At 64.7% G+C, this 13,880-nt stretch carries 10 protein-coding genes and 1 pseudogene; 9 read left to right on the top strand and 2 right to left on the bottom strand.

Annotation, left to right across the window (positions count from 1 at the left end; genetic code table 11):
- Nucleotides 1-112 precede the first annotated feature (112 nt).
- The 5 genes and pseudogenes from BUQ73_RS01795 to BUQ73_RS01815 all read left to right on the top strand — a co-directional run bounded on the left by BUQ73_RS01795 (nucleotide 113) and on the right by BUQ73_RS01815 (nucleotide 6,070).
- The gene (locus BUQ73_RS01795) at nucleotides 113-2,446 is read left to right on the top strand and encodes a TonB-dependent receptor (RefSeq protein WP_079226437.1); all 2,334 of its coding nucleotides are present in this window, start codon (nucleotides 113-115) and stop codon (nucleotides 2,444-2,446) included.
- A pseudogene (locus BUQ73_RS01800) lies at nucleotides 2,446-3,125 on the top strand (Fe2+-dependent dioxygenase). Before BUQ73_RS01795 ends, BUQ73_RS01800 begins: the two are co-directional and overlap by 1 nt.
- 16 nt (nucleotides 3,126-3,141) lie before the next feature.
- Nucleotides 3,142-4,254 carry an ABC transporter substrate-binding protein gene (locus tag BUQ73_RS01805; RefSeq protein ID WP_079226438.1) on the top strand — a complete coding sequence of 371 codons (1,113 nt, stop codon included), beginning with the start codon at nucleotides 3,142-3,144 and terminating at the stop codon, nucleotides 4,252-4,254.
- Entirely contained in the window at nucleotides 4,251-5,312 is a 1,062-nt protein-coding gene (locus BUQ73_RS01810) for a FecCD family ABC transporter permease (protein WP_202818629.1), read from the top strand. Before BUQ73_RS01805 ends, BUQ73_RS01810 begins: the two co-directional genes overlap by 4 nt.
- Entirely contained in the window at nucleotides 5,309-6,070 is a 762-nt protein-coding gene (locus tag BUQ73_RS01815) for an ABC transporter ATP-binding protein (RefSeq protein WP_079226440.1), read from the top strand. The genes BUQ73_RS01810 and BUQ73_RS01815 overlap by 4 nt, the downstream gene beginning before the upstream one ends.
- A gap of 164 nt (nucleotides 6,071-6,234) precedes the next feature.
- On the opposite strand, the gene BUQ73_RS01820 is transcribed toward BUQ73_RS01815, so the two are convergent.
- Complete coding sequence (locus tag BUQ73_RS01820) at nucleotides 6,235-6,933, bottom strand: FadR/GntR family transcriptional regulator (protein WP_079226441.1); 699 nt, start codon at nucleotides 6,931-6,933, stop codon at nucleotides 6,235-6,237.
- Between the two features lie 259 nt (nucleotides 6,934-7,192).
- On the opposite strand from BUQ73_RS01820, the gene BUQ73_RS01825 reads away from it, so the two are divergent.
- On the top strand, nucleotides 7,193-8,545 hold the full coding sequence (locus BUQ73_RS01825; protein ID WP_079226442.1) for an MFS transporter: 1,353 nt from the start codon (nucleotides 7,193-7,195) through the stop codon (nucleotides 8,543-8,545).
- A gap of 19 nt (nucleotides 8,546-8,564) precedes the next feature.
- Nucleotides 8,565-9,920 carry a glucarate dehydratase gene (gudD, locus tag BUQ73_RS01830; protein ID WP_079226443.1) on the top strand — a complete coding sequence of 452 codons (1,356 nt, stop codon included), beginning with the start codon at nucleotides 8,565-8,567 and terminating at the stop codon, nucleotides 9,918-9,920.
- Nucleotides 9,921-10,089: 169 nt separating this feature from the next.
- Here gudD and BUQ73_RS01835 read toward each other — a convergent pair whose 3' ends face one another.
- Nucleotides 10,090-10,977: a LysR substrate-binding domain-containing protein gene (locus tag BUQ73_RS01835; protein WP_079226444.1), complete on the bottom strand. Its 888-nt coding sequence runs from the start codon at nucleotides 10,975-10,977 to the stop codon at nucleotides 10,090-10,092.
- A 99-nt stretch (nucleotides 10,978-11,076) separates the two neighbouring features.
- On the opposite strand from BUQ73_RS01835, the gene BUQ73_RS01840 reads away from it, so the two are divergent.
- Entirely contained in the window at nucleotides 11,077-12,027 is a 951-nt protein-coding gene (locus BUQ73_RS01840; protein WP_079226445.1) for a 2-hydroxyacid dehydrogenase, read from the top strand.
- 158 nt (nucleotides 12,028-12,185) lie between these two features.
- Nucleotides 12,186-13,529 (top strand): MFS transporter, encoded by a 1,344-nt coding sequence (locus tag BUQ73_RS01845; protein WP_079226446.1) that lies wholly within the window; start codon nucleotides 12,186-12,188, stop codon nucleotides 13,527-13,529.
- The last annotated feature ends 351 nt before the right edge of the window (nucleotides 13,530-13,880 follow it).

A 13,880-nucleotide genomic window follows, 5' to 3' on the forward strand; every position in this document is an offset into this window, starting at 1 on the left:
TGTTGCAGGGCCGACGGCCTGCACGGCAATACATTTGCGGACACAAGCGGGCTGCTGGCCATCATTAGAATTCCGCAACACAAATGAGACTGATTTTCTTTAAGGAATTCACATGCCCCTCGCGTCCCTTCAGCGGCTGCCTGCGACCCTCGCGCCGGCCTTCGGCCTGGTGATCGGTGCCTGCGCAGCTTCTGCTTTTGCCGACAACCAGGCCCTCGACCTGCCCGCGACCCAGGTGAACGGTAAACAGGACCGCTACAAGGTCGACAGCGTGACCTCGAGCAAGATCACCACGCCGCTGCTGGACGCACCACAGAGCATCAGTGTAGTGCCACGCGCCGTGCTCGATGAGCAGAACGCCCAGAGCCTGCAGGACGTGCTGCGCAATGTGCCGGGCATCACGTTCATGTCTGGCGAGGGCAACCTGGGCTGGGGCGACCTGTTCTCCATCCGTGGCTTCGCCGCCGAGCAGAGCATGACCGTCGACGGTGTGCGCGACGCCGGCATGGCCAGCCGCAACGACACCTTCAACCTGGAACAGGCCGAGGTATACAAGGGCACGGGCTCGGTGGAGTCGGGCGTGTCCGCCGTCGGCGGCAGCGTCAACCTGGTCAGCAAGCGTGCGCACCTGGGCGATGCCGGCAAGCTCTCGGCCGGTATCGGCACCGACAACTACAAGCGCCTGACCGCCGACATCAACCGCCAGCTCAACGACACCACCGCCGTGCGCATCAACCTGATGAAGCACTACAACGCCGTGGCCGAGCGCGACGAGGTGGACTACGACCGCTGGGGCTTCGCCACGTCGTTCGGCTTTGGCCTGGGCACCGACACCCGGCTGTGGCTCGACGCCTTCTACCAGAAAGACAAGAACACCCCCGACGGTGGCGTGCCGATCCAGCGCGGCACCAACGGCAAGCGCATGCCCGGGGTGTCCCGCGACGCCTGGTATGGCGATTCCAGCCTTTACACCCAGCGCAGCGAAACCCGCTCGCTGACCGGCCTGTTCGAGCACGACTTCAGCGACGACCTGACCCTGCGCAACCAGCTGCGCTGGCAGCAGACTGACAACTGGGCGGTGCTGTCGCCGGCGCGCTTCATCGCGGCCGACGCCGATGGCAACAAGACCTGCACCGGCACCCGCTGCGCCAGCCTGGGCTATGTCGGCGTCGGCGGGCTGAGCTCGATCAACGGCATCAACGCCTACACCGACTACGCCAACAGCAGCAGCGGTTACGGCTACCTGCGCGGCAGTGATTTCGGCCAGTCCAAGCGCTACGAGATCATCGACAACCAGACCGACCTGCGTTTCAACCTCGACACCGGTGGCATCCACCACGAGGCGGTGACCGGCATCGAGCTGTACCGCGAGACCTATGGCGGCTTGCACAAGACCCTGGACGTGCCGGCCGGCGACATGTTCTTCGACCTGTCCGACCCGTCGCACCATTTCGCTTCCACCAGCACCGACAAGGGCTACGGCGACCCGCGCAGCGTGGTCAAGGATGCCGCGCTGTACGTGTCCGACACCATGACCCTGAGCCCGCAATGGCAACTGCTTACGGCCCTGCGCTACGACCACTGGCAGGTCGACACCGATCGTTCGACTGGCAGCAGCAGTACCCGTGACGATGCCTTTGGCGGCCGCCTCGGCCTGGTCTACAAGCCGCTGCCCAATGGCAGCATCTACGTGTCCTACAGCCAGGCGGCGCAACCGTCGGCAGTGGGCGCCAGCACCAACAACCAGATCTACGGCGCGGCCAGCACCGAAGACTACAAACCGGCGGTGTCAAAAACCTACGAGCTGGGCACCAAGTGGGAGCTGTTCGACGAGCGCGTGAACCTCACCGCCGCGCTGTTCCGCACCGAGCTGGAAGACAGCTGGGAATACACCGAAGGCGAAAGCGCGCCGGTGCGTTCATTGCCGGCCAAGCGGGTGGACGGCATCGAACTGGGCCTGCAGGGCCAGCTTACCGAGCGTTGGTCGGCCTACGCCGGTTTCGCGGCAATGAAGAGCCGCCAGACCAAGGGCGACAACAAGGGCGAGGAGGCCAAGAACGTTCCCGACCTGACCGCCAACCTGTGGACCACCTACGACCTCACCGACCAGCTCAGCGTCAGTTACGGCGCCGACTATGTGGGCCGACGCCGCTACAGCGACAACAAATACGTCGGTGGCCTGAACAACAACAGCAGCTATGCCAACGGCTCGGCCGGGGTCTACACGATCTACACCCGTGACCACGAAAAGGCGCCGTCTTACTGGCTGCACAGCCTGGCCGCGCGCTACAAGGTCGACAGCCAGACCACGGTCAACCTCAACGTTTCCAACCTGTTCAACAAGTTCTACTACAGCCGTGTCGGCGCATCCCTCGATGGCTTCCAGCTGTACGGCATTCCGGGGGCCGGGCGCACCCTGACCGCCAGCGTGGACTACAGCTTCTGATGCTGGTGGAAATCGACCGGCTGTTCAGTGCCGATGAACTGGATGCCCTGCGCCGGCAATTGCTGGCGCAACCCTGGGTCGACGGCAAGGCCACTGCCGGCGTGCAGTCGGCCCAGGCCAAGCACAATCGCCAGCTGGACGAGGACGACCCGGTCGCCCGCCAGCTCGGCGGGCTGATCTTGCAGCGGCTGTCGGACAACCCGCTGTTCATGTCTGCCGCCTTGCCCAAGCGCATTTACCCGCCGCTGTTCAACCGCTATGGCGAGGGCGAGGGTTTTGGCTTTCACATCGACAACGCCATCCGCGGCATCAAGGGCGTGCGCGAACGGGTGCGCACCGACCTGTCGGCGACCTTGTTCCTCACCGAGCCCGACAGCTACGACGGTGCGAGCTGGTGATCCGCGACACCTTTGGCGAGCGCCAGGTCAAGCTGCCGGCTGGCCACCTGGTGCTGTATCCGGGCAGCAGCTTGCACCGGGTGCAGCCAGTGACCCGTGGCGAGCGCCTGGCCGCGTTCTTCTGGGTCGAGAGCCTGGTACGCGAAGACAGCCAGCGCAGCCTGTTGCTGGACATGGACGTGGCCATTCAGCGCCTCACCGCCCAAGGGGCCGACACGGGTTCGTTGCTCGAGTTGACCGGGGTCTATCACAACCTGCTCCGTCGCTGGGGCGATACCTGACCATGGGAATCTTGCAATGAATCGTCAACGATCCTGGCGGCGTCTGCTGCCTTTGCTGCTGGTGCTCGGCGCCTGTTTGGGCATCGCCTGCAACGCCAGCGCCGTGGAAGTGACCGACGTGCTCGGGCGCAAGGTCGAAGTCGACCACGCGCCGCAGCGCATTGTGCTGGGCGAAGGGCGGCTGTTCTTCGCCTTGGCGCTGCTCGACCGCGACAACCCGTTCCAGCGGGTGGTCGGCTGGCAGAACGACATGCGCCTGCTCGACCCTCACACCTACGAGGTCTACGCCAAGCTGTACCCGCAGATGGCCAAGCTGCCATTGATCGGCCAGGCCTCCGAGCAGAGCGTCAGTGCCGAGCAGATTCTCGCGCTCAAGCCGGACCTGGCGATCTTTAGCATCGCTGGCGAAGGCCCGACCCAGCACAGCCCGGTGGCCGACTTGCTGGAGAAAGCCGGCGTACCGGTACTGTTCATCGACTTCCGCGTGTACCCGATCCGTAACACGCGGGTCAGCATGCAGGCGCTGGGCACCTTGCTTGGGCGTGAACAGCAGGCGCAGGAATACCTGAGCCTGTACGATCGCCACCTCAAGCACATCACCGACAGCGTGGCGGCGCTCAAGGCCAGCGAGCGGCCGAAGGTGTTTCTCGAACTGCTGGCGGGTGTATGGCAGGCGCCGGGGCACACCACTGGCAAGAGCGGCCTGGGCAGCGTGGTCGAGGCGGTCGGCGGGCACAACATCGGTGCCGACGTAGTGCCGGGCGCGCTGGGCGACGTCAGTGTCGAATACGTGTTGCAGGCCGACCCTGACGTGTACATCGCCACCGGCAACCGTGCACCGGGCGTTTTGCTGGGCGCGGGTGTTTCCACCGAGGCTGCACGCCAGAGCCTGGCGAAGATCACCGCCCGCCCCGAGTTCGCACCGCTGCGGCCGATCCAGGCCGGGCAGGCCCATGGCCTGTGGCATGACTTCTACAACTCGCCATTCAACATCCTCGCGGTCGAAGCCATGGCCCGCTGGGTGCATCCCGAGCGCTTCCAGGATGTCGACCCGCAGGCCACCATGGGCGAAATCAACCGGCTGCTGAAGGTAGGCCTGGACGGCCAGTACTGGGTCGACGCCAAGTGACCGCGCTGGCTCAGCAGGGCGCGGCACTCGCGGCCTGGCATTACCGCCGCCTGCTGTGGCGGCGAGCAGCGCTGGTGTTGGCGCTGGCGCTGTTGCTGCTACTGTCGGTGCTCGGCGACCTGGCCAGCGGTGCCTCGGGCATGGGCCTGGGGCAACTGCTGCACGGCATCTTCGACCCGGCGACGCTGAGCGCCACCGAGCGGGTGATCATCTGGAACGTGCGCCTGCCGTACTCGCTGATGGCAGTGCTGGTGGGGGCTGCATTGGCCCTGGCTGGCGCCGAAATGCAGGCGATCCTCGACAACCCACTGGCCAGCCCTTTTACCTTGGGCGTGTCGTCATCGGCGGCGCTCGGTGCATCGCTGGCGATTGCCTATCCACTGGGTATCGCCTGGCTGGCGCCAAGCGCGCAGGTGACGGTGCTCGCTTTTGTCTTCGCCTGCCTGTCGGTGGTGCTGCTGCAGGCCATGTCACGCCTGCGCGGCGCGGGGGTGGAGAGCCTGGTGCTGTTCGGCATCGCCCTGGTGTTCAGCTGCAATGCGCTGGTCTCGCTGCTGCAGCTGCTGGCCACCGAGGACGTGTTGCAGCAACTGGTGTTCTGGACCCTGGGCAGCCTGGCCCGGGCCGACTGGCAGAAGCTCGGCATCCTCGCCCTGGTGCTGGCGCTGCTGTTGCCGTTCTCGCTGCGCGCAGCGCCGGCCATGACCCTGTTGCGCATGGGCGAGGACCGTGCGCGCAGTTTTGGCGTGGATACCCGGCGCTTGCGCTTTGCCTCGCTGCTGCGCATCAGCCTGCTGTCAGCCACGGCGGTGGCGTTTGTCGGCACCATCGGTTTCGTCGGCCTGGTCGGGCCGCATATCGCCCGCTTGCTGGTGGGCGAGGACCAACGCTTTCTGCTGCCGGCCAGTGCGCTGGTGGGGGCGCTGATGCTGTCGTTGTCGTCACTTGCCAGCAAACTGATCTTGCCCGGGGTGATCGTGCCGGTGGGCATCGTCACGGCGCTGGTCGGTGTGCCGGTGTTCGTGCTGTTGGTGTTCCGCCGGGGGAGAAAACTGTGAGCCTGCTGATCGATGAAGTGGCGGTCGCCTATGGCGCGCGGCAGATCCTGCATGGGGTGAGCTTGCCAGAGCTGCCGGCCGGCAGCCTGGTGGCGCTGGTCGGGCCCAATGGTGCGGGCAAGTCGACCTTGCTGCGGGCGCTGGCGGGTCTGGAGCGGATGAAGGGCGGCTTGAGCCTGGATGGCCAGGACGTGACCCGGCTGAGCTTTGCCGAGCGCTCGCGGCGGCTGGCCTACATGCCGCAGCAACTGCCACCCGGGATTGCCCTTGGGGTACTGGAAAGCATTGTTGCGGCGTTGCGCGTGAGCGGTGCGGATGACCTGCTTGGCAACGCTTACGAGGCATTGCGCCAGTTGGGTATCGAGGCGCTGGCCGAGCGCTCGCTCGACAGCCTTTCAGGTGGCCAGCGGCAGCTGGTGGCGCTGGCGCAATTGCTGGCGCGCAACCCGCAGGTGCTATTGCTCGATGAGCCGACCAGTGCGCTGGACCTGCATTACCAGTTACGGGTGATGGGCGCGGTGCGCGAGCGGGTGGTGGCGCACCGGTTGCTGGCGGTGGCGGTGTTGCATGACATCAACCTGGCGGCCAGCCATGCCGATTGGCTGGTGGTGTTGCGCGAGGGCAGGGTGGTGGCGTGCGGGGCGCCGCAGGAGGTGTTGCAGCCTGAGTTGCTGGCTGAGGTGTATGGCGTCGAGGCGCGGGTCGAGTGCTGTTCGCAAGGGCGCCTGCAGGTGCTTGTTGATCGCGCGCTGGCCTGATTTTTCAGGCGGAAACGGTCATGTGTGGGAGCGGCCTTGTGTCGCGAAAGGGCTGCACAGCAGCCCCGGCAATTTGTGCTGGGGCGAAGATTTTGGGGCCGCTGCGCGCCCCTTTCGCGACACAAGGCCGCTCCCACAAGGAAATGCGCAATACCTGTCAGTTTTCAGTCCGGCAGCAAACGATCCCGGCTGTTGGACAGGTGCAGGCAGATCGCCGCCCGAGCCGCATCCGGGTCCTGCCGGCGGATGGCATTGAGGATCGCCTCATGCTCAAGGTTGGCCAGGTACGCATGCCGCGCCAGCCTGGCCCCGGCGCGTTCGGCCAGGGCCATGCGGTTACGCGGGATCAGGCCATTGCCCAGCTGCGCCATCATCTCGCTGAAATACAGGTTGCCGGTAGCCTCGGCGATCAGCAGGTGAAAGCGCCGGTCCGCCTCGATGCAGCTGTCCCCGGCCGCCGCCAGGTCCTGATAGTCATCCAGCGCCTTGCGCATGCGTGCCAGGTGCTCGTCACTGCGGCGCACGGCGGCGAGGGCGGCCGCCTGGCCTTCCAGGCCGATGCGCAGCTCCAGCAGGTCACGCACACTCGCGGCGTTCTCTGCCCCCACGCGCAAACCCGCCTGGCCCTGGCGCTCCATCACGAACGTGCCAATGCCATGGCGCGGTTCAACCAGGCCTGAGGCCTGCAACTTCGACAGCGCTTCGCGGACCACGGTGCGGCTGACGCCATGCTCGCGCACCAAAGTGTTCTCCGACGGCAGCTTGTCACCCGGCTTGAAGGTGCCCAGCAGAATCTGCTGAGTCAGGCTCGACACCAGGTCGTGGGCGCGGCTGTGGCTGCGTTTGGCTGGGGAAGTATTCATGAGGTTTCCGGGTCAGGGCTACTTGTACGACAAGTTAATCATCAAAAATATTTTTTGCCTGTTTTTTCTTTGCACGGTATAGGGCTGTTAAACGCGTTTGCATCATGATCGATACAATACTGCCATTTATCAGCTTGTATTTTGCTGTTTAGGCGACATTTGCCGTCTTGTCGTACAACCTTGCTGCGCATATGCTCCGTTCCACTGTCATGTCAGACAACTTCGACCCGCACAAAAACAATTAGTGGGAGATCCACAAGTGAACGACACCCTCGCTCCGTCTGCCCGGAATGAAGGCGACGCGTTGGCCAGTGCCGTGGCCAAGGTCAAGCGCCACGTCCTGCCGCTGTTCGTCATCATGTTCATCGTCAACTACCTCGACCGCGTCAACATCGGCTTCGTCCGCCCACACCTGGAAAGCGACCTGGGCATCAGTGCCGCCGCCTTTGGCTTCGGCGCCGGGCTGTTCTTCATTGGCTACGCGTTGTTCGAAGTGCCCTCGAACATGCTGTTGCAAAGGGTCGGTGCGCGGCTGTGGCTGACCCGCATCATGTTCACCTGGGGCCTGGTGGCCACCGCCATGGCCTTCGTGCAGAACGAGACCCAGTTCTACGTGCTGCGCTTTCTGCTGGGTGTTGCCGAGGCCGGCTTCTTCCCAGGGGTGATCTATTACTTCACCCGCTGGTTGCCGGCCGCCGAGCGCGGCAAGGCGATCGCCATCTTCCTCAGCGGGTCCGCCTTGGCGTCGTTGATTTCCGGGCCGCTGGCCGGCGCGCTGATGCAGATCCAGGGCCTGGGCCTGCATGGCTGGCAGTGGATGCTGTTCATCGAAGGCATGGCCTCGGTGACCCTGTGCTTCTTCGTGTTCTTCTGGCTCGACTCCAAGCCGCAGGATGCCAAATGGCTGAGCCAGGCCGAACAGGACGCGCTGGTCGCCACCATCGACCGTGAGCAGCGTGAGCGCGAAGCCGTCGGCGCGGTGAAGCCTTCGGCCTGGAGCCTGCTCAAGGACCGCCAGATCGTGCTGTTCTGCCTGATCTACTTCTGCATCCAGCTGACTATCTACGCCGCCACCTTCTGGCTGCCGAGCATCATCAAACGCATGGGCGACCTCAGCGACTTGCAGGTCGGCTTCTTCAACTCGATCCCATGGCTGATCTCGATCATTGCCATGTATGCCTTCGCCGCCGGTTCCACGCGCTGGAAGTTCCAGCAGGCCTGGGTGGCCGGTGCCCTGGTGGTCGCTGCCATCGGCATGTTCATGTCCACCACCGGCGGCCCGGTGTTCGCCTTTGTCGCGGTGTGCTTCGCCGCCATCGGTTTCAAGTCGGCCTCGTCGCTGTTCTGGCCGATCCCGCAGGGCTACCTGGACGCCCGCATCGCGGCGGCAGTGATCGCCTTGATCAACTCGGTCGGCAACCTCGGCGGCTTCGTCGCCCCCACCACCTTCGGCCTGCTCGAGCAGCAGACCGGGTCGATCCAGGGCGGGCTATATGGCCTGGCCGTGACCTCGGTGCTGGCGGCCATCGCCATCTTCTTCGTACGCATTCGCCCGAAGGGCGCCCCTTCTGACGACCTCAAGGCGCCTTCGGCCTTGGGCCAGACCCACTGATGACTGCGAGACAACAACCATGAATATGCAGACCAATCCCGCCGTTCACACCAGCACCCCCGTGGTCACCGAACTGCGCGTGATCCCCGTGGCGGGCCACGACAGCATGCTGCTCAACCTCAGTGGCGCCCACGGCCCGTACTTCACCCGCAACGTCGTGGTGCTACGCGACAGTGCCGGCAACACCGGCCTTGGCGAAGTGCCCGGTGGCGAGAAGATCCGCCAGACCCTGGAGGACGCCCGCAGCCTGGTGGTCGGCCAACCGATCGGCCACTACCAGCGCGTGCTCAACGCCATGCGCCAGACCTTCGCCAACCGCGACTCCGCCGGCCGCGGCCTGCAGACTTTCGACCTGCGCATCACCGTGCATGCGGTGACGGCCATCGAGGCGGCGCTGCTCGACCTGCTCGGCCAACACCTCAACGTACCGATGGCGGCACTGCTGGGTGAGGGCCAGCAACGCGAGGCGGTGAAGATGCTGGGTTACCTGTTCTACATCGGTGACCGCCAGCAGACCGACCTGGCCTACCGCAACGAAGCCGATGCCGATGACGACTGGTTCCGCCTGCGCCACGAAAAGGCCCTGACCCCGGAAGCCGTCGTGCGTCTGGCCGAAGCCGCCAAGCAGCGCTACGGCTTCAGCGATTTCAAGCTCAAGGGCGGCGTGCTGCGTGGCGAGGAGGAAATGGAAGCGGTGACGGCCCTGGCCGAGCGCTTCCCCGAAGCGCGCATTACCCTCGACCCGAACGGCGCCTGGTCGCTGAAGGAAGCCATCGCCCTGTGCCGCGACAAGCACGATGTGCTGGCTTATGCCGAAGACCCGTGCGGTGCCGAGAACGGCTACTCGGGGCGTGAAGTGATGGCCGAGTTCCGCCGAGCCACCGGCTTGCCGACGGCCACCAACATGATCGCCACCGACTGGCGGCAGATGGGCCATGCGATCCAGCTGCAGTCGGTGGACATCCCCTTGGCCGACCCGCACTTCTGGACCTTGCAGGGTTCGGTGCGGGTGGCGCAGATGTGCAACGACTGGGGCCTGACCTGGGGCTCGCATTCGAACAACCACTTCGACATCTCGCTGGCGATGTTCACCCAGGTGGCAGCTGCGGCGCCCGGTGAAATCACGGCTATCGATACCCACTGGATCTGGCAGGACGGCCAGCGCCTGACCCGTGAGCCGCTGCGCATCGTCAATGGCCATGTGCGGGTGCCGGCGCGGCCGGGGCTGGGGGTGGAACTGGATGAAGACCAGCTGGCCAAGGCCCATGAGTGCTACCGCAACATGGGGCTGGGGGCGCGGGATGACAGCGTGGCGATGCAGTTCCTGATTCCGGGCTGGAGCTTCGACAACAAGCGACCTTGCCTGGTGCGTTAAGGCATAGCTTGTCAGCACTTGTAGGAGCGGCCTCGTGTCGCGAAAGGGCTGCAAAGCAGCCTCAGGATGTCAGCGCAGATGCATGAATTGCTGGGGCTGCTTCGCAGCCCTTTCCGACCGGTCCGGCGCCCCGGCAAGGCCGCTCCTACAAAAAGCAGTGCAGCTCGGGTTATTCAGGCTCGAAGAATGCCCGCGCCATCTCCACAAAACCCCCGAGCACCGGGTTCGGGTTATCCCGGCAGAACGCCAGAAAGATCTCCGCCTGCTGCTCCATCCCCACCAACGGCTTGAACACCACCTGCTCCAGGCGCAATGCCTGCGCCGAAGCCGGCACCACCGCGCAACCCAGCCCGACATTGACCAGGCCCAGGATCGAATGCGTCTGCCCCAGCTGATGCAGATACCGCGGCTGCACCCCATGCCGGGCAAACAGATTGGCAATGCGGTCATGGAAATAGCGCCCTTCGTTAGCGCTGTACATCACGAACGGCTGCCCATCGAAATCGCTGGGCCTGAGCCGCTCGCGCGCTGCCAGCGCATGCCCGGCGGGCAGGGCGGCGACGAACGCTTCGCGGTGGACCGGCAGGTATTCCACGCGCGCACTGGGCAGCACCTGGCGCACCAGGCCGACATCGATCAGGCCGGCCTCCAGGTCATGCACCTGGGTGGAGGACACGCGTTCGCTGAGCACCAGCTCGATGTCTGGCAAGGTCTGCCCGGCGTGCACCAGCAAGCGCGGGATCATGCTGTAGGCGCCGACAGCGGTGAAGCCCAGGGTCAGGCGGCCCGCTTCGCCATGGGCGATACGCCGTGCCGACTGGCTGGCCGATTCGGCAACTTGCAGGATACGCCGGGCATCTTCAAGAAAGCTTTGCCCGGCCAGGGTCAGGCGTGCCTGGCGGTTGTTGCGCTCCAGCAACAGCACCCCGAGGGAGTGTTCCAGCAGCTGGATCTGACGGCTCAGCGGCGGCTGGGTCATGTGCAGGCGGGTGGCGGCGCGGCCGAAATGCAGCTCTTCGGCGACGGCGACGAAGCAGCGCAACTGATGCAGCTCCATGATTCAATTCCTGAATTATTCGATCCACTATCTATATTAGACCTGTATCAAATGTGGGCCTAGCATCGAGTCATGTCTTCGAACTGCCGGATGCCCAGGATGAACAACAATCCCATCGACGTGCTGTTGACTCAGCCCGTCCCAGAGGCCATCGATGCCCAGCTGGTGAGCGCCTATCAGGTGCATCGCCTGTATCAGCATGACCACCCGCAACAGCTGCTCGCCGAGGTCGGCCCGCGTATTCGCGGCGTGGTCACAGGTGGCGCCAAGGGCCTGTCGAACGCACTGATGGACCAGCTGCCGGCCCTCGAAATCATTGCCATCAGTGGTATCGGCACCGACGCCGTGGACCTGCGCCACGCGGCCAGCCGCGGTATCCACGTCACCACCACGCCGGGTGTGCTTACCGCCGACGTGGCCGACCTGGCCATGGGCCTGATCATCAGCGCCTTGCGCCGCCTGGGCGAGGGTGAGCGGCTGGTGCGCGACGGTTTGTGGGGTACGGTCAACCTGCCCTTGGCGCGCAAGGTCAGCGGCATCGAACTGGGCATCGTCGGCCTGGGTGAGGTCGGCAAGGCCATCGCCCGGCGCGCCGCTGCATTCGATATGCGCATTGCCTACAACGGGCGGCGCGAGCAGCCAGGGACCGGTTACCGCTATGAGGCTGATCTGGTCGAGCTGGCGCGGTCGGTGGATGTGCTGGTGGTGGCGGCCTCTGCCGATGGCGGGCAGGTACTGGTGACGGCAGAGGTGCTCGATGCACTGGGGCCGCAGGGGTATCTGGTGAATGTGGCGCGCGGCAAGTTGGTCGATGAAGACGCGCTGGTCGAGGCGCTGCGTGAGCAGCGTATCGCCGGGGCAGGGCTGGATGTGTTCGTCGATGAGCCGTATGTGCCGCCGGCACTGCGTGACCTCAATCAGGTCAGCCTGCAACCCCATCGCGGCAGCGCCACGCTGCAGACCCGGCTGGAAATGGGGCGCATGGTGCTGAGCAACCTTGAGGCCTGTTTCAGGGGTGAGGCGCCGCCGAACCGGGTGATCGACCTTTAGAGCCTCTTCGCGGCTAAAGCCGCTCCTACAGGTACACCACCGTCTGTGTAGGAGCGGCTTTAGCCGCGAAGAGGCCGGCACAGGCAGCACAAGGCCCAAAGGGCCACACCTTCTCCGCACAAGAACAATCGCTTCCACCGAGAAGCAAGAGGGTCCACATGAACAGCAAATCCGCCGTTGCCGCATCGCAGGCCGTGGCCGGGGTCGGTCGCCATCGCTTCCTGGTCCTGGCGCTGATCTTCGTCATCACCGTCATCAACTACGCCGACCGCGCCACCTTGTCGATCACCGGCACCGAGGTATTGAAAGACCTGGGCCTCGACCCGGTGATGCTGGGCATGATCTTCTCGGCCTTCGCCTGGGCCTACGCCCTGGGCCAGGTCCCCGGAGGCTGGCTGCTCGACCGGTTCGGTGCGCGCCGGGTCTATGGCATCAGCCTGATCCTCTGGTCACTGTTCACCCTGCTGCAAGGCACGGTTGGCTGGCTGGGCCTGGCCGGGGTATCGGCGGCGGTGGCGCTGTTCTCCATGCGCTTCATGCTCGGCCTGGTGGAGTCACCGGCATTCCCGGCCAACTCGCGTATCGTCAGCTGCTGGTTCCCCACCCGTGAACGCGGCACGGCGTCAGCCTTGTTCAACTCGGCGCAGTACATGGCGGTGGTGGTGTTCGCCCCGCTGATGGCGTGGATGACCCACACCTTGAGCTGGGAGCAGGTATTCATCTGGATGGGCGTGCTGGGGTTGGTGCTGAGCGTGGCGTGGTTCCGTCTATATCACGAGCCGCACAGCGCACCGGGGCTGAGCCGCGAAGAGCTCGACTACATGCGCGAAGGCGGTGCCCTGGTCGACCTGGAGCAGGAGCGCAAGACAGCCAAGAGCAAACCGACTCGCGCCGAGATCGCCCAGCTGTTCACCAGCCGCAACCTGTGGGCGGTGTACCTGGGCCAGTACTGCATCACCGCGCTTACCTACTTCTTCATCACCTGGTTCCCGATCTACCTGATCAAGGGCCGTGGCATGACCATCATGGAAGCCGGCTGGGTCGCCGCGCTGCCGGCCATCTGCGGCTTCACTGGCGGCATTCTCGGTGGCTTCGTTTCGGACTGCCTGATCCGCCGCGGCGTGCACCCGTCCAAGGCACGCAAGACGCCATTCGTGATCGGCATGGCACTGTCCACCAGCCTGGTGCTGGCCAACTATGTGGATGGCAACGCGGCAGTGATCGCCCTGATGACCCTGGCCTTCTTCGGCAAGGGCCTGGCGGCGGTGGGCTGGGCGGTGCTGTCGGATGTGGCACCGAAAAAGATGGTCGGCCTGTGCGGTGGCGTGTTCAACGGTATCGGCAACATTGCCGGCATCGTCACTCCGCTGGTGATCGGCTACGTGGTCGCCAGCACCGGTTCGTTCCACAACGCACTCTGGTTCGTGGCCGCCCATGGCGTGCTGGGGATCTTCGCTTACCTGTTGCTGGCCAGGCGCTTCGAGCGCACCGGGCAGGCGTAGGCAGACGCCTGAGCAACAGAGGCCCCGGGAAACCGGGGCTTTTTTGTTTGTGTCACAAGCCTTCGCGGGAAAGTCGGGGCGCCGAAGAGGCCGGGCCTGGTGACACACATCCAGATGAAAAACAAAAGCTTCAAATGCCACGCTGGCGTAATCGGATATGCCATTCGCGACATCTGGCGTTTCTGGAAATGCGCTGTCGTGATCGAACAGTTCCGAGGCGTTCTCGTGTAATTTCCCACAGCCTTGCGGGGCTTAAATGAAGCCCGAACCACACCGGCATCTTGCTCTGTGACGCGTGCCAAAGATCAACAACAGACCGCCAGCAACATGTCGACTTATTGATTTGAAAGG

This window comes from Pseudomonas putida, assembly GCF_002025705.1.
Taxonomy (GTDB): Bacteria; Pseudomonadota; Gammaproteobacteria; order Pseudomonadales; family Pseudomonadaceae; genus Aquipseudomonas; species Aquipseudomonas putida_J.